Origin of the sequence: Aquibacillus halophilus (assembly GCF_009649745.1) — a bacterium.
In the GTDB taxonomy this organism is placed as follows: domain Bacteria; phylum Bacillota; class Bacilli; order Bacillales; family Amphibacillaceae; genus Aquibacillus; species Aquibacillus halophilus.
The window spans coordinates 404,090-427,439 of the sequence record NZ_WJNG01000007.1 but is presented as its reverse complement, the minus strand read 5'-3'; the positions used below and the strand labels follow the sequence as shown (position 1 = coordinate 427,439).

Below are 23,350 nucleotides of genomic sequence, written 5' to 3'. Positions count from 1 at the left end.
CCATAGACATTTCGAAAATACCTGCGCTTACTCGTCGCATGAGACCTTTGTTACTTTTCACTCTAGAGTCGATTGTCTACACCACAATCAACCATTATAAGTATTTAACTCTGGTTGGTTTAATGTAGTAGTTATCAAACACACACTATACTAACGCAGGAAATACACGGAGACTCCTGCGGGAGGGAATGGCATAGGTGAGACCCCACAGTGCGTAGCACGAGGAGGCTCAACAGCCACCCGCGGAAAGCGTAGTGTATTTCCGTAGTGGTGAAGAGCGTGGTATGTTACGTCGCATTTTATATCAACTGCGAAGCATATAACTTACGAAAAGAGCCAAATATAACTAATCCGCTTAGCAACGTATCATTGCTAAGCGTTTTTGCTATTTAAATCACAAATAACATTAACTATCTATCTGTCTTTTCAAAATAATCCATTATATAAATCAATTATTTTTGATTTAACGATTGACACATGAAAATATTGGATATATGATTAATACATCAAAATAAATTGATGAATAAGGTATGAAGATAAAAACTTCTATTCCCTTAAAAAGTATTCCAACAAAAAGTATGTGCCAAATATGAAAGAAGTGTTAAAGCCATTGCTGACAAAAAAAGGCTTAAAATAAAGAATTTACTTAATCAGAAGGTGGCATGTGTGTTTGTGATCTTGCTCCCCTACTTAATATGACTCAGCCAAAACTAACCTATCACCTGAAAATTTTGCTAGATACTAATGTTATATCAAAAGATACGAGAGGTACTTGGAGTTCTACGAGATCAATCATCTATTATCTGAAGATTTATGCTGGTTATTTAAGATCGATTAATTTTTAACTATTATATCAATTATTTTTGATTTATTGATCAAGACAAATAGATTAACACTATACGAGGAGGATTAACATGTGGATCGAAATAGTAAAGAGTTTCTTAACAATTGCAATCGAATTAACCGTTTTGTTCATTGCTATTACTTTTGTTATTAGTTTACTTCAAGGATATATCCCTTTTGAAAAGATCGAGAAAAAGTTATCAGGGAAGAACCAGATAATAGGCGCATTTACAGCTATTTTATTTGCTTTCATTACCCCATTTTGTTCTTGTTCGACCATTCCAGTGGTTGTTAATATGCTAAAAAAGAAATTACCGTTTGGAATTGTAATGATTTTCTTGTTTTCGTCACCTGTTCTTGATCCAACTATCCTGACAATCATGGGAGTTATTCTCGGTTGGAAAGTGACGATTATTTATACAATTATAACAACACTATTATCGATCATCATTGGCTTCTCACTTGAAAAATTTGGATTTGAAAAATCGGTCAAGAATGTAATTATGACTGGTTACGAAGCGCCTAAACAAAAGTTCAATCTAAAAATTGCTTTTAGAGAAACCATTGACTTGATAAAAAATGTTTATCCATATTTAATTATTGGAGCTGGAATTGGAGCTGTTATTCACGGCTTGATTCCTACCGAGTGGATTTCTAGCTTATTTGGTGAAGAGCATTGGTGGCTAATTCCTATCGCGGCAATTATTGGTATCCCATTATATATTCGTTTATCAAGTATGATTCCAATCTCACAGGTTCTAATTTTAAAGGGCATGGCTCTAGGACCAGTAATGGCAATGCTAATTAGCTCAGCTGGTGCCAGTTTGCCTGAGATTATTTTGTTAAAATCAATATTTAAGAAAGAACTTGTTATAACATTTGTTCTATCTGTTATAACTATGTCGACCATTTCCGGTTTTGTTTTTTATCTAATATAAATACAAGGAGAGGATATCATGTTTAAATTGTTCAAAAAAGAAGTTAAAAAGAAGTCTAGTTGCTGCGACATACAGTTTGAAGAGGTTGAAGACGATATTCAAGGTACGGATGAGGAAAATAGAATTGAGGATTGCTGCTCGTCTGACAAAGATGACTCTTGATTATACATGTAATTCATACAGACGTTTTACTAGGCCACTGCACTACAGAAAACTATTGGAGGAATTATCAATGACTGTTAATCATGCAGGTACGTTAAAAAAGGAATATTTTGTCCATTATATTAATTTAATCAAGAACTCAAGACACTGTTCATTAGACCAAGCAAAGGAACTAACTTTAGAACTCTTCTTCAAGAATGACCACCGAATATTCGGCCAAGAGACGTACCAACAATTTTTGTTAGCTTATCAAGAATTAAAACAATAATAAATGGTCCCCAATCGCTGGGGACCTCTAGAGATATGATAAACATAGTAGTGGGTGCTGTTTTTCTCCTAACCTTTAAAAAGACGAGCGTTTATCGCAACAACGACCGTACTTAGAGACATCAATACAGCACCAACTGCTGGACTTAGCACTATACCTATTGGTGAAAGTACACCTGCCGCAAGTGGAATTGTTACAATATTATATCCTGCTGCCCACCATAGATTCTGAATCATTTTTCTATATGTTGATTTTGACAAATCAAGAATTGCAACAACATCCTCTGGGTTGCTTTTAATTAAAATAACATCAGCAGTTTCCATTGCGACATCAGTTCCTGCTCCTACGGCAATACCTAAATCTGCAGTTGCCAGTGCTGGAGCGTCATTGATACCGTCACCGGTCATTGCTATCTTTAATCCTTTATCTTTTAATTCCTTAATTTTATCAGCCTTTTCATGTGGTAATACTTCAGCTATTACGTCATCTAAATTCAATTGTTTGGCAACCCATTGAGCAACTTTATAATTATCCCCAGTCAACATCATTGATTGGATATTTAGTTCTTTTAACCGGGTAATAGCACGTTCTGCACTTTCTCTAACCTTATCAGCAAGGGCAATCATACCAGCCAGTTGGTTGTCTATTAGTACAAACACGACAGTTTTACCTTGTTCAGATAACTCCTCGAACTTTTCGGTCTGGTAGTCTATCTGTTTTTCCTTTATATATCCAGGACTAACAATTAATATTTCTTTACTTTCAACCACACCTTTCAACCCTTTTCCAGTCATTGATTCGAAATTATCAGGTTCAGTTAAAGTTAAGTTTTGTTTTTTAGCCTCTTCCACAATTCCTTTAGCAATTGGGTGTTCAGATTGTGCTTCAAGTGAGGCTGCTGGTTGAAGTATATCATTTTTATCATACCCATCTTCAACAATAATTTCCGTTACACCAAATGCACCTTCTGTCAACGTACCAGTTTTATCAAATACAATCGATTGAATCTTTCTTGCCTCTTCAAAATTGGCGCGGTTTCTAATTAAAAGTCCTTTTTTAGCAGCTAAAGCGGTTGATCTTGCAACAACTAATGGTGCGGCCAAGCCTAATGCATGAGGACAGGCAATAACCATAACAGTTACCATTCGCTCTAGTGAATAGGAGAATGGATACCCTAACATTAACCAAATAAACAGTGTTGTAAATCCAGCAATTAGCGCTACATAAAATAACCACTTAGCTGCTCTGTTTGATAAATCTTGAGTTTTAGATTTGGACTCTTGGGCTTCCTTTACCATTTTTACAACCTGAGAAAGATAACTATCATCTCCGGTTTTTTCAACTGTTATTGTTAATGATCCTTCTCCATTTAAAGAACCGGCAATAACTTCATCTTCAACAGCTTTGTCAACAGGTACTGACTCACCCGTTAGCATCGATTCATTTATTGATGATTGTCCCTTCATAATCTTTCCATCAACTGGAATGTTTTCACCAGGCTTTACAAGCACTTTGTCCCCATGTTTCAAACTATCTACTTTTACATCTTCTGTTTCTCCGTTTTCCTTAATTAAGTGCGCATCAGAAGGAATGAGTTTAACTAATTCTTCAAGTGCATTTGAAGCACTCATGACGGTTCTCATTTCAATCCAATGACCCAACAACATAATAACTATTAAGGTTGCTAACTCCCAGAAAAAATTACTACCAGAGAGCCCGAATACAGTTAATGAGCTATAAACATAGGCAACAACAATTGCTAATGCTATTAGCGTCATCATTCCTGGATTCTTTTCCTTCAGTTCATCATAAGATCCTGTTAGGAATGGCTTTCCACCATAGAAAAAGATAAAAGTTGCTAAAATAAACAATACATACATAATTCCAGGAAAGGAAAGTTCATAATTGAAAAATGACTGAATCATTGGTGAAAGAACCAAAATTGGTATGGTAACGAACAAAGAAATATAGAATCTTTTTTTAAAATCTTCAATCATATGCCCATGATCATGGCCTCCATGTCCTTGGTCGTGAGAGTGGTTATCATGGTCATGATTATGATGACCGTCATGCTCGTTGTGGCCTTCTTCATGGCTGTTGTCAAGACTTTGGTACTCGTGATGATGCTCATGCCTCCCATTTGCTCGGTTGTTATGATTATCTTTGCTCATTTTGTCTTCATGTTCATCATGCTTTTTATTCATTTAAAAATCCTCCTTACCGTACATTGCTGCTTCTAATTTAATCCATGAAAATATGATTAACACTATTAACATACCCCCTACCTGTATATATAAACTAACTTATTATCTGGTCTCAATACTCCTTAGCTTAATTTAAAAAATGCAAAGGAAATTTATTCCTCTGCATTTTTTCTTATGCTACATCATAGCCTTGTTCTTCAATTGCTTCTTTCATTTTGGTTTCATCTACTTTTGTCTCATCAAAACTAACATCTACTTTTCCAGTTTCTAAATTTACTTCTACGTTATCAATTCCTTCTAATTCAGCCAATGCACCATTGACAGCAGATTTACAATGTCCACAAGTCATCCCTTTTACATTTAGAGTTAAAGTTTTCATCTTAAAAAGTCCTCCTAAATTTTTTATATTTTCACACGCTTTAATCGCAGAGCGTTCGCAACAACAGAAACTGAACTAAAAGCCATTGCTGCACCTGCAACCCATGGTTGTAACAGACCAAGTGCAGCAATTGGAATACCCGCTGAGTTATAGGCTAATGCCCAAAATAGATTTTGGCGGATATTGGTCATTGTTTTTCTACTCAAACCAATTGCCTTAGGAATGTTAGAAAGATCCCCACCTACCAACGTAACACCTGCTGTTTCAATTGCAACATCTGTGCCTGTACCGATTGCTATTCCTATATCTGCAGTAGCTAGTGCAGGTGCATCGTTAATCCCATCGCCAACCATTCCCACTTTCTTACCCTTTTTCTGTAAAGCTTTTACATGATTAGCCTTATCTTCTGGTAATACCTCAGCAAATACATGGTCAATACCAACCTGTTTAGCTATCGCTTTTGCTGTACGTTCATTATCCCCAGTTATCATATACACATCAATTTCAAGTGATTTTAACTGTGCGATAGCATCCTTGGCATTTTGCTTGACGGTATCCGCTACGGCTACCATCCCTGCTAGCTTTCCATCAATAGCAAACATCATTGCGGTTTTTCCTTCTGTCTCATATTCTGACATAAGACTTTCGTGTCGTTCGAAATCGACATGGTTTTCTTTCATTAGTTTTCGTGTTCCTACAAGAACTGTTTTATTATCTATTTTGGATTTAATACCATGACCGGGCATCGCTTCAAATTCGTCCACTTCCAGAGTTTCTATTTTTTCTTTTTTCCCATAATCAACAATTGCTTCTGCTAGTGGATGTTCTGAAGAACGTTCAGCAGCTATTAAGTAAGGTAAAGCTTCCTCTCCATCTATGAAGTATTTAATATCAGTTACTTCAGGCATTCCTTTTGTAATCGTACCTGTTTTGTCTAATATAATTGCGTTAATTTTATGTGTTGTCTCTAAATGTTCCCCACCTTTAAAGAGGACACCGACTTCTGCACCTTTCCCAGTTCCAACCATAATAGAAGTAGGCGTAGCTAAACCTAATGCACAAGGACAGGCAATGACTAGAACGGCGATTGAAGCTTCAAGGGCTACCGGCCAATTCTGTGGATCTACTAAGAAGAACCAAACAAGAAAGGTTGTCACTGCAATTACGACAACAATAGGAACAAAAATACCAGATATAACATCAGCCATTCGTTGGATAGGCGCTTTCGAACCTTGGGCATCTTCCACCACTTTAATAATTGTGGCTAATGCAGTATCCTTACCTATCTTTGTTGCTTCCATTTGTACTATGCCATTTTTATTAATAGTGGAACCAATTATATTGTCCCCACTACTTTTTTCAACTGGCATTGATTCACCAGTAATCATTGACTCATCAACCGCTGATTTACCTGAAATAATAGTTCCATCGACAGGTATTTTCTCACCTGGTTTAACAATAACCCTGTCACCAACAACTACTTGTTCCAATGGTATTTTTACTTCTACACCATCCCGAACGACTGTTGCATCCTTTGCTTGCAAGCTAAGCAATTTTGAGATGGCTGCGGTAGTTCGTCCCTTCGCCATCGCCTCAAATAACTTTCCAACCAAAATTAATGTTATCAATACTGCACTTGTTTCATAATACAAATGCGGTTCATATCCTGGATTAACCGTAGCTCTAATCCCCTCAACCAAACTGTAAAAATAGGCAGCTGATGTACCTAATGCTATTAGCACGTCCATATTTGCACTCTTATTTTTCAGATTATTATAGGCACCTGTATAGAATTGCCAGCCTATATAAAATTGGACTGGTGTTGCAAATAGAAATTGTAACCAAGGATTCATTAAAATCATAGGCATCGGGAGCCCTAAATCCCAAGGGATATGCGCAACCATCGAATAGAGAAGTGGCAAGCTTAAGATTGTTGAAATTAATAACTTTATTTTTTGGTCACGGATTTGTGCTTCTTTATGATCTTTTTGTTCTTCCCTATTTTGACTAAGTTTGGCTTCATAACCTAATTTAGCAACTTTTTCTTTTATTTGATCAATGCTTACGATTCCAGGTTGATATTCAACAAGACCTTTTTCAGTGGCTAGGTTAATCGAGGCATTAACTCCATCCATTTTGTTTAAAACCTTCTCTATCCGTGTGGAACAAGCGGCACATGTCATACCATGAATATCAAACTCAGCCTTTTCCATTCGAACGCCATATCCAAGTTTACTAATTTTCTCGGAAAGGTCTGTGTGTGAAACTACTGCTTCATCATATTCAATCGTTGCTTTTTCCATTGCGAGATTAACATTTGCATCGACACCATCCATTTTATTGAGAACTTTTTCTATTCGTGTTGAACAGGCGGCACATGTCATACCTGTAATGTTTAAATTCACTTTTTTAATTGTCATGAACATCATCACCTTCTATTTAGAAAACTGTTTCATCACTTTCATTAACTCATCAATGGATTCCTCTCCATTGCCGGTCTTGATCGCATGCGAAACACAATGATTCATGTGCTTTTCAAGCAACTCAAAACCTGTGTTCTTTAGGGCTGAGTTAATTGCGCTAATTTGAACTAAAATATCAATACAGTACCGATCTTCCTCCACCATTTTTTGCACGCCTCTTACTTGACCTTCAATTCGTTTCAATCTATTAAGAACTTTTTGTTGTTCGATTTCACTGCGAGGTTGAATAGGTTTTTTTTCATTAAAAACCATCTTTTGTTCTGAACTCACGATTTAGCTCCCTCCCTTTAATTTTAATTATACCCTACCACGGTATTGTATGTTTTTCAATAAAATTGGTGATATTCTTATAAAAAATTTAATGTGACAGTTTATTGAACGCTTCGACTATATGATGTTCATATCGAAACAATATTAGATGGATAGTAAAACGATAATCTACTTTATTTTTTTCTTTGGTAAGATAGATTTTATAAAAAAACAAGTTTCTGTCATAATTTGTAAATGATAGAGAAGTTGTATGTTGTATGTTGTATAATAAATTGTATAAACAAATCTTCTGATAGGGTGAATTCTTTTGAACCTAAGTGAATTTTTTACTGCTTTAACACCAATTTTATCTGTATTTATTTTTTTAGTCGTGCTGCGGATGCCTGCAACAAAAGCAATGCCGATTAGCTTGTTAGTAACTGCTTTATTAGCTTTGATTGTATGGAAGATTCCTTTGATCCAAATTGCTGCTGCTTCCATTGAAGGAATTATTATAGCTATATCCATTCTGTGGATTGTATTTGGTGCCATTCTGTTATTAAATACACTTTCAAGAAGTGGAGCATTAGATTCTATTCGAAATGGTTTCTCCCAAATTTCTATGGACCGACGAGTGCAGCTAATCATTATTGCTTGGTTATTTGGCTCTTTTATCGAAGGGGCAGCAGGCTTTGGGACACCAGCTGCAATAGGTGCACCACTTTTGGTTGCACTCGGTTTTCCACCACTTGCTGCTGTTTCGTTGGCATTAATTGCTGATAGTTCTGCTGTTTCTTTTGGTGCAGTAGGTACTCCTATGATTGTCGGGGTTAAGCAAGGGCTAAATGAAGGAGCTTCATTAGCTAACATTGTACAAAACGGATTGGGTGGCCAGTCTATTAATAATTATCTGCAAGAAATAGCTAGCACTGCCGTATTTATTGATTTATTTATCGGTACATTTATCCCCGTTATTATTGTTTGCATGCTAACTCGTTTTTTTGGGGAAAACCATTCTTGGAAAGAGGGTCTTCAAATCTTTCCTTTCGCAATATTTGCCGGTTTAAGTTTCACTGTTCCTGCATTTTTAGTTGCTACTTTACTAGGGCCGGAATTCCCTTCAATCATTGGCGGACTTGTAGGCCTGGCCATTGTAGTTCCTGCCGCAAAACGTGGCTTTCTGTTACCTAAAGAACCATGGGACTTTACTCATGAGAGTCTAGCTTCTAATGAGATAGAATTACAAATTAAAGACAAAGTAATGCCTCTTTGGCGTGCATGGTTACCATACATGATTGTTGCTGCTTTACTAGTATTAACACGCATCGATATCTTACCATTAAAAGACTGGCTTCGAGCTGTAAAGGTTGGATGGGGATCGATTTTAGGAACTGAGATAAGTACGTTTTTTGAACCGCTTTATCTACCAGGTTCTATATTCTTTATAGTTATTCTTATAACGATTTTCATTCATCGAATGAATCGTTTCAAAGTTAAAGAAGCTTTTGGTGAATCTTCTAAAACAATGATAGGTACGGTCATTGCTCTAGGTACAGCAGTCCCTATGGTTAGGATTTTCATAAATTCTGGCGTGAACGATGCTAGTTTATTGAGCATGCCAATGGAGTTGGCTACATATATGTCGAATGTGGTTGGAGAGGGTTGGCCTTTTGTTGCACCGTTTATTGGGGCTCTCGGTTCGTTTATTTCTGGTAGTGCAACCTTTAGCAACATGATGTTTTCTTTATTCCAATTCAGTGTTGCAGATCAAATTGGAGCTAACCACGAAACTATACTTGCACTTCAGGTTCTTGGAGCTAATTCAGGAAACATGATCTGCGTTTTAAATGTCGTAGCAGCTGCTTCCGTTGTAAATATGGGTGGAAAAGAAGGTACCATAATTAGGATGACAATGGTTCCTATGATCTTTTATGCGACTATGGCTGGAATCATTGGTTTTTTCTTGTTGTAAGTTTTTCGTGAGTACGGCTTAGCTTAAACAAAACATCGCTCCGTATTGAGAACTATCACTTGAACAAATAGGCTTTTATCTGAATAGACTATGCTAGAACGTGTTGAAAGGATGGTAAAAAATAATGGATCCAATGGATTTTTTTAAACAAAAAGATGGATTTCCATTTAACGGAATGCCACAACCAGAATATAGCCCAGAAAAAATATATGAAATGAAGAAGATGGTAAAACAATATCAATCAGTATTAAATGATGATTTTTGGGGTGACATCCATGGGTTAGGAACAAACAAGAAAAAAAAAGTACAAATGATTCCATATGAAATTTGGGAAAACGATCAGAATTACTACTTATCAGTCATTTGTCCAGGGTTACAAGATAGAAATCATGCAAAAATATTTTTCCATAATGATCAAGTACTCACTTTAAAAATTAAACACCATTCCATCAAACCAATAGGTGCAGTTGCATTAGTGTCAAGTGACTTACCTCAAAAACCATATGAGAGAGAAATATTTCTTCAAAAATCAGTAGTAACTTCTGACTACTCATCAACTTATGAAAATGGAATACTTACCTATACATTTAAAAAGGTTAATGATGAATTTGAGATTCCATTCGATTTTTAAAAGAGGGGGGAGTCTATTATTCCATATTTAGAAATCAATATAGGAAACTTCAAGGTTTATAATATTTCAGGCACTTCCTCTTTAGTAGTTGGTAAAGGAAACTTCAATAACTCCTCTAGTCAATCCAAGACCACTAACGGTGTCGGAAATGCATACGGTGATGGTTCCTATATGAATATGAGTCCTTATAAGTCCGCAGTTAATGACCCGGATATCATCGATACAATCAATAAAAAATCTAATTATTATCCCTACTATTACCCTGTTTACCTGGATCCATATGGCAATCCAACCTACACTCCTTACCATTACCCTTATTTATATAATCAGCTATTTGAAAAATAATTCACCTGCTATATCTTAATAGCAGGTGAATTATAATTTAACAACTATTGTTAATCTTCCAAACCTAATGAAGACTGGGCAATGGGCATAATTGAGTCATAACCATCAGGGTCATATAAAGGTGATGCAATAGGCTGGAGATTGTTGAAATCAAAATCTCCAAATGTCTGTCCGGCAATAAGATTATTTTTGACTTGACTCTCAAACGATTGGAAAAAAGATTCACCTACAGAAAACGTTGCATTTGTTTCCATTTGATTAATTTTAATTCCTCCAAGAAAAACTATACCAATTGGTTCATTGTCACCATATACCATATTTTTCACAACCCTTTACTTTTAATTGTTTTTCATCTATTTCAGCGATCAAGCGAAAGAAATCTAATTCAAATAAACCTCTAAAATTCCATTGTTATAACTAAAGTCAACATTCTGTTTATCAATTTTTGTTGGAATTTTTACCTTTCGATGGAAAGGACCTTGATATATTTCCTGCAAAATGATTTTTTGTGCATTATCAGGAATATATGTTACAACTTTCCCCTTAATTTCAAGTAATCCATGTTCATTTATGAACACCTCAAGATTTTCTTTTTTTACCCCTGGAAGACTTATTCGCAAATAATAGCTATTATCTGTTTCAAACAGATCAACCTTTGGAGTACGTACTTCTTTCTGTCGGTTATAATAGCTGCCTCGTGATCCTTTTTGCATTCCATCTAGTTTATGATTGTTGTCGTAATACATATAGACACCTCCAATGGAATAAGTATTATATAGTATATTAAACGTTTATAGTGTTGTGATAATAATGCTTCATTAGGAGAATCATCTATGTATTCCAATCAATCCTACGAACAGTTGATTCACCAATTAAAACAACAAATAAATGACTTAAATAAATATGTTGACTATTTAAATCAGTACATAAATAACAAAAATATATATGAGTATCAGATTCAAGGAATAAAGATTGAAAAAGTAAAAGGTACCTTCCAATTAGGGCAACTAATCGAAAAAGAACTTATTGATAGAGATGGAATACATCGATTCTCGGTTGGTGAAGTTAAAATTACAGAGATTGAAGATACTGGAACGGTTGGATTAGGAGTGACAGAGAAAGGTACTAAAGAAAAGAAAGAAATAATTACACCAGAAGAAGCTACAGGGGAAGTTAAAACAATATATGAAAACATAAAATTACTTTTATCTGTTGAAAACGTCCCTATGTTTTTCCAAACACTCAGCATGGAAGAAGAGATCTTGAAAAAAGTCTGGTCAATTATTCAAAAAAAATGGGATTCAAGTAATGAATTTATGTCCTTTTATGAGACTGTATTAAAATTGTTAGAGGATATTACAAATTTTGAAGAAACTGAATCAATATTAGAACACGAAACATACATCATTCTAGCCGATTCCATTGAAGAACAAATTAAATCGATACGTGTTATCCATTATCTTATTGAATTATTTTTACCTGGCTACTTTGAAAAATATAAGGAACAAAATACTATTGCTGACCCGGTAAAATTAGAATTTAACAGTTCTAGTCCAAATGAGCAAACTTCCACACAACAAATTATAGATGCTATAAAAAGTACGTTTGATTTAAATGAATTACCTGAGTCTTATAAAAAACTAAGCAATCAACCATCCATTTTAAACTATGTATTTTACTCTATCGTTAAACCCACAGTTGTAAGTAATGATGCGAATAAATATTCTACAACTATCCAAGAATCACTTAGCAATTTGCCAATGAACTTATCGCTGGAGATTGAAAAAAATCAATTAAGTTCAGAACAACAAGGTTTTCTTTTCTCTACCCTAATTGCATATCTAAATAATTACCAAAAATACATTTTACTCGAATATCTTTTGCTTCAAGTATAAATTAGACGAGATGCTTTCCAATAGTGGAAGCACCTCGTCTTTAAATTACCAGCGGATTTGTCTAATTAATTCCCATAAATTCTCTCTATCTTTTAATTCAAGTCCCCAATTTTCTATCTCATCTTTAATCTCTTGTAATGTCCCATATCCTTTTGCTATGCCATTTAACCGAGCTGCCATTGTTGAATTAACAAATGTTGAGTGATTTGGGAAATAATTTACAAGTGGTTCAGTTGCTCTAGGAAATCTTTTTAAATAATATTTCTGGTGATAATTCTCAGCAACATAAAAATTGGAATAGGGTTGAATTTCTGTTTGAATTTTCCCATTCAAAATTCGTTCCCAGTCCACTCTCAATTTTTCGGCTTTCTTTTTTTGTTTATCGTCATGATAAAGCAGAATCGATATATATTGTCTACCTTTATAGAAATAGTCTCTAAGAGAGTTATGGTTACTCCAAAACACCTTTAGGATTTCCTCATAAGAGATTAGCTCTGGGCTATAATCAATTTCTAAACACTCCGTATGATCATTCATATTTCTATAGGTAGGATTTGTTGTCGTTCCGCCTGCATATCCAACACGAGTGCTAATAATTCCAGGAAGATGACCGAACCGGGCATCGGGTCCCCAAAATCATCCCATGCCAAATGTTGCCGTTTGAATAGAATTGGATTGAAGATTTAAATTATTCATTGTCTCCCCCCTCTTTTTAAAAATTGTCCTTCTCTTTAATCGTACAGGTTTATAATGAAGAATTTTAAGGGACTTTTATTTCTTATAAGGAATATTCAATAAATTTGGAACAGTCTCAAACTCCATCCCTTCGTCCTTCAAGGTTGGTATAATTTGCCGAAGAGATTTAATAGTGTTTGTTCGATCTCCCTCCCACTCTGCACCATCATGCATCAGAATAATTGCACCTGGATGGATATTGCTTAACACATTATAGGCGATTTCCTCTGGGGGTGCTTCCTGCCAGTCTAATGAATCTACAGTCCAGCCAACAACTGTATAGTTCATGTTTGCTAGCTTTTCAACTAACTCATTATATAAAAAACCATATGGTGCACGGAACAATTTCGTCTGATAGCCAATAAGCTCCGCTAATGTAGCTTCCGTTTTTGTTACTTCTCTTTCAAGAGTGTTAATATCTGCTTCTTCTACAAGGTTAGGATGCCAGTATGTATGGTTACCAATAATATGTCCTTCCTCTATTATTCGTTTTACGAGGTCTGGATAGGCTTCCGCCCTAGCGCCCATTACAAAAAATGTTGCTTTGATATTATACTCTTTAAGAACATCAAGAATTTGCGGTGTAAATCGGGGATCTGGACCATCATCAAAGGTTAATGCAACCTTATTTTCGGATTGTGGTCCTCTTAAAACAATTGTTTCTGGGTATCTCTCCTGTAAGATAATATTAGAAACCGGATAACGAACACGTTCTGTGTATTCTGAACCGCCTTCTGGTTCAGGCAAGTTCTCAGGTTGGGCATACACTACCATACCTCCTAATAACAAAAGAACCATTAAAAATGAGAAAAGAATCGTATTACATTTTAATGTGCTGCTGCTCATACACTCATCTCCTTTGATAAACTATCCTTATTTTTCATAGAGCTGTTTCCTTTATACCAGCTAAATAAAGGAAATAATAAGGAAATAGAGACAATGTATGACCATTTGAAAAAGCTAGCCAGACACAATTCACTTTCAAAGCATCCTTTCATTTGACGGAACTAGCACATTCATTTGGTCATTGAATTCATGAGCCTTCTGCTTGGGTCGTCGTGAAATCAAGCCCTAGTACATTTTGAGCTCTTTCAGGATAATCAGTTATTATTCCATCTATATCATATTTGAGAACCTCCTTCATGTTTCTTTCAATATTTACAGTCCAAACCCAAACCTCTCGATTTTGGCGTTTGGCATTGTTGATAAAGCGTTCTGTAAGCATGCTTTGTCGTATTGTATAAAAATCAACATCTAAGTTGGATAGGTTGCCTGCAGACAAGAACAAAATCTGTCCAATTTTAATCGAATTATTTATGTTTCTTATTTCCTGAAGTATGTCATTCTCAAATGCCTGGATATAGACAGCATCCTCCATTTCGTATTTTTCTATTAGTTCGACTACAGATTCTGCAAATTCACTATTTGAATCAACTGATTTCACATCAATAATTAGCGTAACGTCCTCTTGCTTAACCACCTCTAAAACCTGATCTAACTTCGGGATTTTTTCACCAACATACTCCTCAGAGTGAAGACGACCAATATCAATCTTAGATACTTCCTCATAGGTCATATCCTTAATTTGTGAAGAAACATCTGCCGTTCTTCGTAAATCCATATCGTGATTTAAAACGATAACGCCATCCTGGGTCATTTGAACATCTATTTCTACTGCATCCACACCTTTGTCAATCGCAGACCTAACACTACTCATTGAGTTTTCTGGTGCATTTTTCAGATCTCCTCTGTGGCTGGCAACTGAAACATCCCATTTTAGATAAACAATATTTTCATTAACAGTGTAATTTATCAAAAACAACCCGGTTAGAAAAATGATGACTACAGATACAAATGTATGTTTTTTCTTAGTGAAAAATTTTGTAACATAACTTTCAAAACTGTTTAGCTTCTTGTTAGAGTGTAATACAAGTTGATCTTCTACTAACTCCCCTTGACTAGATTTAAATCGATAAAATAACCTAGTAATTATTATAATGTTAATTGGAATTGAGAGTAATGAGAAAATAATTGTCATGTAACTAGAAAAAGTAATTAAGTAACTTTCAACAACATTTCCAATAATTCTCGTATCTACAACGGTAACTAAGTACGAAATAACCGTTATTAGTAGAAAGCCTGCCACAAAAATAATGAGATTTAACAGAAATAGGTTGAATAAAATCTTAAGCTTGTTTTGTTTCGTAATTTTCCAACTACATTTGATAGCCTCTCTGATAGACATATCCTCTGAAAAAATATAGTGAAATGTGAATATTGACCTTATTAAAAGATAAGTAAACAATAAAAAAACCACTAGATAAAGAAGTGATATAAAATACGATCCATAAATTTTACTCGTCAGAATAATTGGCCAGTTAAAATCTAGCAAAGCAGGCAAATTCGATGAATCAATAAAAGGTAGAATCAAAAATAAAATTAATATTAAAGGGAAAATTCCAAACCCAAGTAATTTAGGTAGTTTCTTAATAGTTGTAACAATACCTTCTGATACGAAAATACTTTTATTAAAGTATCTTTTTTGCGCAATAATAATAATAACTCCAAATTCTACAAATAAAATAACAACAGCCAAAAAACTAATTAGAAGCATTCCTATCATACCCGTGAGACTTAATCCAATTTTATATACTTCTGCATTTAAAAGCGCACCCGTCCCCATCATCTTTAGCATACGATTAAAAATAAATGAAATTAAAGGAATAAAAATAAGGCTTGCTAGGAGCATGTATATAAATTCAAAGGAGAGATATTTTTTATACGATTTTTTAAAATCTTGAAAACTACTACTTAATAATTCAAACATTGGATCACCTTTTTTCGAATTTAATTTGATGCATATTAATTTACCCTACAATTTTATCTTGAAACATGGAGATATATAACTTTTCTGCTTTGTTTTACTTGAACAATAATAGTAAATTTTTTACAATTTAAATATAATATAATCTGAAATTTTATAGTTTTAAACGTTTGTTTGTAATAAACTAAGAATGGTATATGAATTTCGTTATTATTTTTTAAAAGGAGTGACTAAAACTTGAATCAAATAGAGGCTCGTTCCATTACAGTTAATCAAATCGGTTATCCATCAGGAGATAAGAAGTTTGCGATCTTTACTGAACCATATGAATCTTTCCAAATAACAAGTGAATCTGGAGAAATCTTCTTTAGCGGGACAACAAGTGATTCTTTTGAGGATAAGATTAGCGGAAAAACTTTATGTACCGGGGATTTCAGTACACTAACAACTTGTGGTACATATCAAGTCAAAACTAACAACTCCGTTTCTTCATTATTTGAAATATCGGACAAGCCCTATCAGAATTTACATCATGGATTACTAAAGGCTTTCTATTATTTCCGTTGTGGCATGGAATTAGATAAGCATTATGCTGGTCCCTGGAAACACTTAGCGTGCCATACATCAAAAGGAATTGTCTATGGTGAACCAGATCGCAAGCTTGATAGCAGTGGTGGCTGGCATGATGCAGGAGATTATGGTAAGTACACGGTTGCGGCAGCAAAGGCAATTGCTGATCTAATACTGGCATATGAGTTCTATCCTGATGCCTTTAAACGTCCGATACCCATCCCAGAAACCGATAATCTTATGCCAGATGTACTTCATGAGTGCCGATATGAGCTTGAATGGCTATTTAAAATGCAAGACGAGCATACTGGAGGTGTGTTTCACAAATTAACTACCTTAAAATTTCCCGGCCTAGATGTGATGCCTGAAGACGATTTGGCTGAACTGTATTTTTCACCAATCTCAAGCACTGCAACTGGTACTTTCACAGCAATCATGGCTGTTGCTGCACGTGTATATAACCCGTTTGACTCTAGCTTTTCAGAGCGATGTTTACATGCATCTATCCTAGCAGCTGATTGGTTAACAAATAATCCAGACTTTCCTGGTTTTAAGAACCCATCTGAGGTTACAACGGGGGAGTATGGAGATTACCAAGATAGTGATGAACGTTTTTGGGCAATGGCGGAACTATATCGGACAACTGGTAATAAGAAATACCATGCTTCACTCAAACAATTAGTCTTGGAACCATTTGAAAAATATAGTTTGGGTTGGAAACATGTCGGCGGTTATGGAACACTCGCTTATTTATTAACGAATCAAACTGACGTGGATGCCTCCCTTTATACTGAATTAAAAGCTGGATTAATAGAAGAGGCGAACGTTCTCGTGACTCAAAGTGATATGGATGGATTTCTAATATCTTTAAAGGAAAATCAGTATATATGGGGAAGTAATATGCTAGTAATGAATCACGCAATGATTTTGTTAGTCGCTTATCATTTCACAGGAAATACTAAATACGAAGCAGCTGCACTTGAACACCTACACTACATATTGGGGCGAAACGTGCACGATATTAGCTTCGTTACAGGTTTTGGAGATCGTTCAGTAATGCATCATCATCATCGTCCATCTGTAGCAGATAAAGTAGCAGATCCTGTCCCTGGCCTTTTATCAGGAGGGCCTGACCGTGGATTGAATGACGATTATGTTAAAGAGCATCTGAGAGGGCTTGCACCTGCACAATGTTTTGTTGATCATGAAGATAGCTATTCTACTAATGAAGTAACAATCTACTGGAACTCACCAGCAGTGTTTGTAGTCTCACACTGGACAAGCAAATAGGTTTACAGTTTAAAAGTTTGAATTACAGTCTTAATTTATAAATAAGTAGTTCAGGTAGTGCCTTCACCTGTTCTTTTTTTCTCAAAGCACATAATCGACATCCAATTTATATTCCATAAACTTGACTACCTTCAATTTAACTATCTCCCGTACAGTTACTTTGTTAAATATTAGCACCATTTTTGAAGAGATATATAATCCCCAAAACATTAGAAAAAAAGACTAAGAGTGTTAGGGTATCTTCACAAATAAATACCAATAATAAAAAGAGTGTAAAACCCTATGCGATTTACACTCTTTTTATTTTGATTAGTTTATTAAAATAGTGCATTACAATTCGAATTCCCAGTCATCCTTTAGTATTAAATAAAGAACTAGCAGTATATTCTCTAAGTCCTCGTTACTCTTATTCGCTACGTCAATCCCAACCTTCGGAAAAAGAATTGTTGCCATTTGTTTTGTTAGTTGTTTTCTTTCCATGACAGGCAATTCTAGTAAACGATTGCTATATGTTTTTAACAAGTTCCATTCTTTGGTTCCTAGTGTTTTTAATGTCCATTCATCAATTATTATATCATTTTGGGAAATTCCTCTTAGTTCAATTTCTTTTTCAATCTTAGAAGTCCGGTTGCTCTTTTTGGCTTTTCTTTCGTGAACAACAATCGTGCCTGCAACAAGATCACCCAGCCTTTTATGTTTAGGATGAAAGAAAATCATGATGATCCCGATTAAATAACTTGACGGTAGTGAATCTATAATTCGAAGAAGGTTACGGATAAGACTAGAAAGCAATGTCAAACTGTGGCCGTTCTCTTGAATGACTCTAATGGCCAATATTTTTTTTCCGATAGTTCTTCCTCCCGAAAAGTACTCTACGACAAAAAAATAACCCCAATTTATAATGAACAATAGAATAATAGCAATTGCAAAGGATAAGGATGATATATCTTGAAAGTACATCATTGCTAAATTGACTTCCGTTCCAACAAAAAATAAGCCGAGAATCACTATCATGCTTACCACCATTAAAATTAATTGATCGATAATCAATGCAGCGGCTCTACTTCCTAAACCTGCAATTTGGAATTGAAGGGATACATATTCAGGTGTTCTAATATCTATTTGTTCTTGAGTAATAACAAAAACCTTCCTTCTTAGTAATATTAGATAAGTGTTTCTATTTTTTTACATTTTATTTATAATAGAAAAAGATAAGACGATAGATACATTCTAATGAGAGGTGTCAATAATGAATGTCAAACAATTTGTGAAACAGCACCGAGATGATTGGAAACAACTTGAACAATTAGTGACGCATCTACATAAAAACAAAAGAAAAGTAACCTCTTTAGAAATTAATCAGTTTAATAAACTCTATCAAAAATCAGCACAACACCTATCATACAGTCAAACTTTTTTTCCAAATGAAGATGTGACTGTTTACTTAAATGGAATAGTTTCCAAATCACATAACTTACTGTATAAGGACCAAGTTTCAAGTATGAAACAGCTTCAATATTTCTTTAGTACAAAGTTTGTTGGATTGCTTTTAGAACAATGGAAATTTGTTGTAATTGCGATGATTCTTTTTATAGCAGGAGGACTTGCTAGTTTTATTTCTGTTTCAAACGATCCACTTCACCTTTATTCTTTAATTCCCACAGAGATGGCTCAAGGTGTTGATCCTACACAACTAGGTGAAAATACTGAATCGGTTGATTCTGCTTTTATGTCTGCTCATATAATGACAAATAATATCCAAGTTGCCATACTAGCTTTTGCAGGTGGAATCACCTTTGGACTGCTGACCGTCTATTTATTGATCTATAACGGTATTATGGTTGGAGCACTTGCTGCATTGTTTATGCAATACGGTAAATCGTATGAGTTTTGGGCCTACATTGTTCCCCATGGAATGATTGAACTTACAGCTATATTTATTGCAGGTGGGGCTGGTTTACTAATGGGTTATAAGCTCTTTGTTCCAGGCCATTTCACCAGAGGATACCAGTTAAAAGTTCAAGCTAAACGTTCAGTTCAACTACTACTTGGAACTATTCCATTATTTATCATTGCGGGTGTCATAGAAGGATATATCACACCAACTTCACTGACCCTAGAAACAAAATATATCGTAGCTTTTATTACTGTCATTGGGCTAATTCTCTACATTATAGTTGGTAAACTTTTACTTGGTAAAAACCAACCTACAACAAGCCTCGATTCATAATATCAATGTAATGGGAAACGACTGCTGTTGCCAGTCGTTCTTCACTTACCTCCACCATTTGCAGGCCTTGTTTCTCCCACCTGATTTTTTCTCTCTTTTTTAATTCTAATTGTTGTTGTGCAATGCTTTTAACCATCGCTCTTTGCGTAGTAATCGGTTCTATTTTTGTCGTTAATTTAAGCGTCTCATCCTCTATGCCAATCATTAAAAATAGATGTTTTTGTCTAAGCCGTTTGATGTATACAAGTGCGCTTTCCTCGTGGAGAAACGTACCTACATCACTAAACAATAATAACAAGCTTCTTTTGTTTTGAACTGTTTGTAAATAATGAAAAACAGCACCATAGTTAGACTCACTTGCATCAACTTCAAGGTTATAGATTGTATGTAGAATCTTTTGTAAGTGATTGCTTCCTTTTGCAGGCGGTACATACACTTTAATATCCTTAGCGAAAGCTAGGATAGATATGTAATCACCCTTTTTTAATGCCGCTGCAGCGACCGTGATGGCTGCTTCTAAAGCTTTTTCTAGCCGGTCTCCTTTTTTTAATTGAGCCCCCATCATTCTGCCACAATCTATTAAAATTGTTATATATTTACCGTGCTCTGGTTCATATTCATTTGTCATAACCTCTTGTAACTTAGCTGTTTGACGCCAGTTAATTTTTCTAGGATCATCACCAACAACAAAGCTTCTAATTTTGTCGAATTCCCCTGCACCGCTTTTTCGTTTACGAACCTTTAAACCTTCAGCTAACAGAAACTGTTGAGCGTTTTCTAAGTATTGTTTGGTTTCCGTTAAATCAGGAATGACCTTGACATCATCTCTCAACATCGAACTCGTTTGTTTTTCCCAGAAACCTAACATACTCCGGTAACGAACATAGAGCCTATCAATAAGAAATTCCCCTCTTATTGGTGCAACTGTTTGATATGAAACTACAGATGTTTCCAGTTTCCCCACGGTTCCTTTGATAGGAAACGATTTCAGAAAAGATTGTGGAATTCCATCTACAAATCGAAAGCGACACTTATGGGTAGAAGTATTTTCAATTTCAATTTTGACTGGATAACTAATACCTCTCTCCATTTCATTAGGTATTGTTCGTTTAAAAGATAATTGTTTTCTCTTTGGGGATTGTAATAAATCTATCAAACTAATTAAAAAGAAAAGGATGTTTGCCAAGGTGATATATGTCCACGAAATCCCTATAACCGTTAGAGCAATCATTATGCTTGAAAAAAGAAAAAAACTAACTAAAAGACGCTTCGTTGGTAGAATCCCCCTATCTTGGAACAGGAATCGACCCCACAAGTTCTTCAATAATCTGATCAATGGTCGTCCCCTCCAATTCTACGTGTGGAGATAATTGTATCCTGTGTCTTAAACCTGGCCGTGCTACCATTTTGATATCATCTGGGGTTACATAATCTCGACCAGTTATATATGCCCAAGCCCGAGCGGATTTGCCAATAGATATTGCCGCTCTGGTACTGGCACCGAAACGGATTGATTCAGACTCTCTAGTCCTTCTAACTATTTTCATAATATATTCCATAACTTCATCACTTAAGGTTACTTGTTCAATTTCATCCCTAATGGCAAGAAATGTTTCGATATTAATAACCTTTTCATCATTGCTAGCTTCATAGCCAAATTCGAGTACTTGTTTCAGTATATTTGTTTCCTCTTCGAAGGAAGGGAAGTCAACATGTAGTTTGAATAAAAAACGATCCTGTTGCGCTTCAGGCAGAGGGTAGGTACCCTCAAATTCAATCGGATTTTGTGTTGCTACCACAAAAAATACATCAGCTAACGGATATGTTTCTCCCTGTATTGTTACTTGCTTTTCTTCCATTGCTTCAAGCAGTGCTGCTTGCGTCTTAGCAGGTGTACGATTTATTTCATCCGCTAAAAGTATATTTGTGAAAATTGGACCTTTTAAGGTTTGAAACGAACCATCTTTCATATTGTAAATTGTACTACCGGTAATGTCACTTGGAAGAAGATCCGGTGTGAACTGGATTCGGTTAAACGTTCCTCCTAACAGAGTTGCCAAGGATCGAACCATCTGGGTTTTCCCAGTACCTGGTACTCCTTCTATCAATACATGTCCACCAGTTAATATTGCTGACAATAAGAGTTTTAAATTCATGCTTTGACCGATAATCCGTTGCTCATACCTATTAAGTAAGGATGTTAGTTCGTTCCTCATCCTTATCCACCTCTTTCCTGATACTATCTATTTTTTTTGACCATACAAGAAATTCCTGCTTACTTATTTTTTCTTTTCTAAGAACCTTCGACAATTCTGTTAAAAAAGTATTAATATCAATTTTTGACACATTCAGTAATTTTCGTTCCAATTGGACAGCAATATCAGCCCATTCTTTATGATATGGAATCCCCCAACGCTCTTGAAGTAGTAATTTCAAATAATTTGCTTGGATGATAATCGAATCCTGATAGCTTCTACTTCTTTGGTACCAAGCTGCTAAGGCTTTAATTCGTTCATCACTATATCTTACCGTTTCTTCTCTTGCGATTAAAATAGGGCCGAATCGTTTACCAAGATACCATAACCAGATAGCCGTTAGAAGAATCAACTGTACAGCTAATGCTAATAACCACTTAGGATACAATGTTTGAATACTTGATGCATTATCAGCACCATGACTATACTCATCAAATAATATGTTATCTCCAGTAGGACTTCCTTCATTGATTAATGACAAAACTAGCTGTAAATGTTCTTCTTCTAACAAAGCCTCATTGGTAAACCATTCAGGGGTATTGGACACAATTAATTGTCCTTTACCATAGAAACGCTTGAATGCAATAGTGCCAGCTTCATCGTATAAAAGTATCTTATCTTGTTCATTTGTTTGGAGCCTTACTGTTGAACCAATTTCTGCACTATGTTCCATTTTTGATTGGTCATAAACTTTACCAGTGGTTTCTTCTTCTATGTATGAAGTTTTCAAATCAAACATCCCAGATGGATTTGCTTGTACTAATAATATTGTGTTACCAGCTTGAATAAACGACATATAATCTTCCATTTCACCTGCTTCAGGTATGTAAAAAGGCTGAACCATTATCAATAATGGTCCATCATCTTGGTTGGATAGATGTCGAGGTGAATGGGACCATCTACTGGCATTTTCTAGATATGTAAAAACCCCCTTTAACCCAGTTGGAGATGGCGAGTCAGATACATAATCGGGGTAATCTTCGGGCTTTGGAGAAGTGACCAGAAAACTAGTTAGTATAAACAGTAGAAGAACACCTGCAAGCAAAAACCATGCTCTTCTAATCGACATAAAATTTT

Annotated in this window: 22 protein-coding genes and 1 pseudogene; 10 read left to right on the top strand and 13 right to left on the bottom strand. The window is 35.3% G+C overall.

Going from position 1 to position 23,350, the window contains the following annotated elements; all coding sequences use genetic code 11:
• Positions 1-662 precede the first annotated feature (662 nt).
• The 4 genes from GH741_RS11050 to GH741_RS11035 all read left to right on the top strand — a co-directional run bounded on the left by GH741_RS11050 (position 663) and on the right by GH741_RS11035 (position 2,211).
• A complete protein-coding gene (locus GH741_RS11050; RefSeq protein ID WP_338079370.1) occupies positions 663-845 on the top strand; it encodes an ArsR family transcriptional regulator in 183 nt (60 codons plus the stop codon).
• Between the two features lie 69 nt (positions 846-914).
• Positions 915-1,781, top strand: coding sequence for a permease (locus tag GH741_RS11045; protein WP_153736830.1), 867 nt, complete (start codon positions 915-917; stop codon positions 1,779-1,781).
• Between the two features lie 18 nt (positions 1,782-1,799).
• Positions 1,800-1,943 (top strand): hypothetical protein, encoded by a 144-nt coding sequence (locus GH741_RS11040; RefSeq protein ID WP_153736829.1) that lies wholly within the window; start codon positions 1,800-1,802, stop codon positions 1,941-1,943.
• Between the two features lie 70 nt (positions 1,944-2,013).
• Positions 2,014-2,211 carry a hypothetical protein gene (locus GH741_RS11035; protein WP_153736828.1) on the top strand — a complete coding sequence of 66 codons (198 nt, stop codon included), beginning with the start codon at positions 2,014-2,016 and terminating at the stop codon, positions 2,209-2,211.
• A 68-nt stretch (positions 2,212-2,279) separates the two neighbouring features.
• Here the strand turns inward: GH741_RS11035 and GH741_RS11030 are convergent, their stop codons facing one another.
• The 4 genes from GH741_RS11030 to GH741_RS11015 all read right to left on the bottom strand — a co-directional run bounded on the left by GH741_RS11030 (position 2,280) and on the right by GH741_RS11015 (position 7,529).
• Positions 2,280-4,415, bottom strand: coding sequence for a heavy metal translocating P-type ATPase (locus tag GH741_RS11030; RefSeq protein ID WP_153736827.1), 2,136 nt, complete (start codon positions 4,413-4,415; stop codon positions 2,280-2,282).
• Positions 4,416-4,587: 172 nt separating this feature from the next.
• On the bottom strand, positions 4,588-4,794 hold the full coding sequence (gene copZ / locus GH741_RS11025; protein WP_153736826.1) for a copper chaperone CopZ: 207 nt from the start codon (positions 4,792-4,794) through the stop codon (positions 4,588-4,590).
• Between the two features lie 23 nt (positions 4,795-4,817).
• Positions 4,818-7,214, bottom strand: coding sequence for a heavy metal translocating P-type ATPase (locus tag GH741_RS11020; RefSeq protein WP_153736825.1), 2,397 nt, complete (start codon positions 7,212-7,214; stop codon positions 4,818-4,820).
• Between the two features lie 15 nt (positions 7,215-7,229).
• The gene (locus GH741_RS11015; RefSeq protein ID WP_153736855.1) at positions 7,230-7,529 is read right to left on the bottom strand and encodes a metal-sensing transcriptional repressor; all 300 of its coding nucleotides are present in this window, start codon (positions 7,527-7,529) and stop codon (positions 7,230-7,232) included.
• Between the two features lie 325 nt (positions 7,530-7,854).
• Here GH741_RS11015 and GH741_RS11010 point away from each other — a divergent pair, with 325 nt between their 5' ends.
• From GH741_RS11010 to GH741_RS22115, 3 genes are all read left to right on the top strand, one after another.
• The gene (locus GH741_RS11010; protein WP_153736824.1) at positions 7,855-9,498 is read left to right on the top strand and encodes an L-lactate permease; all 1,644 of its coding nucleotides are present in this window, start codon (positions 7,855-7,857) and stop codon (positions 9,496-9,498) included.
• 133 nt (positions 9,499-9,631) lie between these two features.
• Positions 9,632-10,129: an Hsp20/alpha crystallin family protein gene (locus GH741_RS11005; protein WP_170287612.1), complete on the top strand. Its 498-nt coding sequence runs from the start codon at positions 9,632-9,634 to the stop codon at positions 10,127-10,129.
• A gap of 15 nt (positions 10,130-10,144) precedes the next feature.
• Entirely contained in the window at positions 10,145-10,474 is a 330-nt protein-coding gene (locus tag GH741_RS22115; protein WP_338079377.1) for a spore germination protein, read from the top strand.
• 50 nt (positions 10,475-10,524) lie between these two features.
• Here the strand turns inward: GH741_RS22115 and GH741_RS10995 are convergent, their stop codons facing one another.
• Together GH741_RS10995 and GH741_RS10990 are read right to left on the bottom strand one after the other, a co-directional pair.
• Positions 10,525-10,791 (bottom strand): spore germination protein, encoded by a 267-nt coding sequence (locus tag GH741_RS10995; protein ID WP_153736821.1) that lies wholly within the window; start codon positions 10,789-10,791, stop codon positions 10,525-10,527.
• Between the two features lie 63 nt (positions 10,792-10,854).
• Complete coding sequence (locus GH741_RS10990) at positions 10,855-11,220, bottom strand: Hsp20/alpha crystallin family protein (protein WP_153736820.1); 366 nt, start codon at positions 11,218-11,220, stop codon at positions 10,855-10,857.
• 87 nt (positions 11,221-11,307) lie between these two features.
• Here GH741_RS10990 and GH741_RS10985 point away from each other — a divergent pair, with 87 nt between their 5' ends.
• Positions 11,308-12,369 carry a hypothetical protein gene (locus GH741_RS10985; protein WP_153736819.1) on the top strand — a complete coding sequence of 354 codons (1,062 nt, stop codon included), beginning with the start codon at positions 11,308-11,310 and terminating at the stop codon, positions 12,367-12,369.
• 45 nt (positions 12,370-12,414) lie between these two features.
• Here the strand turns inward: GH741_RS10985 and GH741_RS10980 are convergent.
• The 3 genes and pseudogenes from GH741_RS10980 to GH741_RS10970 all read right to left on the bottom strand — a co-directional run.
• Positions 12,415-12,993: pseudogene (locus GH741_RS10980) on the bottom strand (peptide-methionine (S)-S-oxide reductase MsrA); the annotation flags it as partial.
• Between the two features lie 147 nt (positions 12,994-13,140).
• Positions 13,141-13,902: a polysaccharide deacetylase family protein gene (locus tag GH741_RS10975; RefSeq protein WP_240795475.1), complete on the bottom strand. Its 762-nt coding sequence runs from the start codon at positions 13,900-13,902 to the stop codon at positions 13,141-13,143.
• 235 nt (positions 13,903-14,137) lie between these two features.
• The gene (locus tag GH741_RS10970; RefSeq protein ID WP_153736816.1) at positions 14,138-15,931 is read right to left on the bottom strand and encodes a glycerophosphoryl diester phosphodiesterase membrane domain-containing protein; all 1,794 of its coding nucleotides are present in this window, start codon (positions 15,929-15,931) and stop codon (positions 14,138-14,140) included.
• Positions 15,932-16,165: 234 nt separating this feature from the next.
• Here GH741_RS10970 and GH741_RS10965 point away from each other — a divergent pair, with 234 nt between their 5' ends.
• Positions 16,166-17,788, top strand: coding sequence for a glycoside hydrolase family 9 protein (locus tag GH741_RS10965; protein WP_153736815.1), 1,623 nt, complete (start codon positions 16,166-16,168; stop codon positions 17,786-17,788).
• A gap of 330 nt (positions 17,789-18,118) precedes the next feature.
• On the opposite strand, the gene GH741_RS10960 is transcribed toward GH741_RS10965, so the two are convergent.
• Complete coding sequence (locus tag GH741_RS10960; protein WP_338079376.1) at positions 18,119-18,868, bottom strand: RDD family protein; 750 nt, start codon at positions 18,866-18,868, stop codon at positions 18,119-18,121.
• Positions 18,869-19,037: 169 nt separating this feature from the next.
• On the opposite strand from GH741_RS10960, the gene GH741_RS10955 reads away from it, so the two are divergent.
• On the top strand, positions 19,038-20,018 hold the full coding sequence (locus GH741_RS10955) for a stage II sporulation protein M (RefSeq protein ID WP_153736813.1): 981 nt from the start codon (positions 19,038-19,040) through the stop codon (positions 20,016-20,018).
• Here GH741_RS10955 and GH741_RS10950 read toward each other — a convergent pair.
• From GH741_RS10950 to GH741_RS10940, 3 genes are read right to left on the bottom strand one after another with little or no spacing between them, the layout of a single operon-like run.
• A complete protein-coding gene (locus GH741_RS10950) occupies positions 19,996-21,354 on the bottom strand; it encodes a DUF58 domain-containing protein (RefSeq protein ID WP_240795463.1) in 1,359 nt (452 codons plus the stop codon). The genes GH741_RS10955 and GH741_RS10950 overlap by 23 nt on opposite strands.
• The gene (locus GH741_RS10945; protein ID WP_153736812.1) at positions 21,305-22,234 is read right to left on the bottom strand and encodes an AAA family ATPase; all 930 of its coding nucleotides are present in this window, start codon (positions 22,232-22,234) and stop codon (positions 21,305-21,307) included. The genes GH741_RS10950 and GH741_RS10945 overlap by 50 nt, the downstream gene beginning before the upstream one ends.
• Positions 22,206-23,342: a DUF4350 domain-containing protein gene (locus tag GH741_RS10940; RefSeq protein ID WP_153736811.1), complete on the bottom strand. Its 1,137-nt coding sequence runs from the start codon at positions 23,340-23,342 to the stop codon at positions 22,206-22,208. Before GH741_RS10940 ends, GH741_RS10945 begins: the two co-directional genes overlap by 29 nt.
• Positions 23,343-23,350 lie beyond the last annotated feature (8 nt).

Coding starts and splice junctions, on each gene's coding strand:
- copZ (WP_153736826.1), bottom strand. CDS start 4,794: ATGAAAACTTTAACTCTAAATGTAAAAGGGATGACTTGTGGACATTGT.
- GH741_RS11005 (WP_170287612.1), top strand. CDS start 9,632: ATGGATTTTTTTAAACAAAAAGATGGATTTCCATTTAACGGAATGCCA.
- GH741_RS10990 (WP_153736820.1), bottom strand. CDS start 11,220: ATGTATTACGACAACAATCATAAACTAGATGGAATGCAAAAAGGATCA.
- GH741_RS10995 (WP_153736821.1), bottom strand. CDS start 10,791: ATGGTATATGGTGACAATGAACCAATTGGTATAGTTTTTCTTGGAGGA.
- GH741_RS10975 (WP_240795475.1), bottom strand. CDS start 13,902: ATGGTTCTTTTGTTATTAGGAGGTATGGTAGTGTATGCCCAACCTGAG.
- GH741_RS11035 (WP_153736828.1), top strand. CDS start 2,014: ATGACTGTTAATCATGCAGGTACGTTAAAAAAGGAATATTTTGTCCAT.
- GH741_RS11020 (WP_153736825.1), bottom strand. CDS start 7,214: ATGACAATTAAAAAAGTGAATTTAAACATTACAGGTATGACATGTGCC.
- GH741_RS11015 (WP_153736855.1), bottom strand. CDS start 7,529: ATGGTTTTTAATGAAAAAAAACCTATTCAACCTCGCAGTGAAATCGAA.
- GH741_RS10985 (WP_153736819.1), top strand. CDS start 11,308: ATGTATTCCAATCAATCCTACGAACAGTTGATTCACCAATTAAAACAA.
- GH741_RS11050 (WP_338079370.1), top strand. CDS start 663: ATGTGTGTTTGTGATCTTGCTCCCCTACTTAATATGACTCAGCCAAAA.
- GH741_RS11045 (WP_153736830.1), top strand. CDS start 915: ATGTGGATCGAAATAGTAAAGAGTTTCTTAACAATTGCAATCGAATTA.
- GH741_RS10970 (WP_153736816.1), bottom strand. CDS start 15,931: ATGTTTGAATTATTAAGTAGTAGTTTTCAAGATTTTAAAAAATCGTAT.
- GH741_RS11040 (WP_153736829.1), top strand. CDS start 1,800: ATGTTTAAATTGTTCAAAAAAGAAGTTAAAAAGAAGTCTAGTTGCTGC.
- GH741_RS10940 (WP_153736811.1), bottom strand. CDS start 23,342: ATGTCGATTAGAAGAGCATGGTTTTTGCTTGCAGGTGTTCTTCTACTG.
- GH741_RS10945 (WP_153736812.1), bottom strand. CDS start 22,234: ATGAGGAACGAACTAACATCCTTACTTAATAGGTATGAGCAACGGATT.
- GH741_RS10955 (WP_153736813.1), top strand. CDS start 19,038: ATGAATGTCAAACAATTTGTGAAACAGCACCGAGATGATTGGAAACAA.
- GH741_RS11030 (WP_153736827.1), bottom strand. CDS start 4,415: ATGAATAAAAAGCATGATGAACATGAAGACAAAATGAGCAAAGATAAT.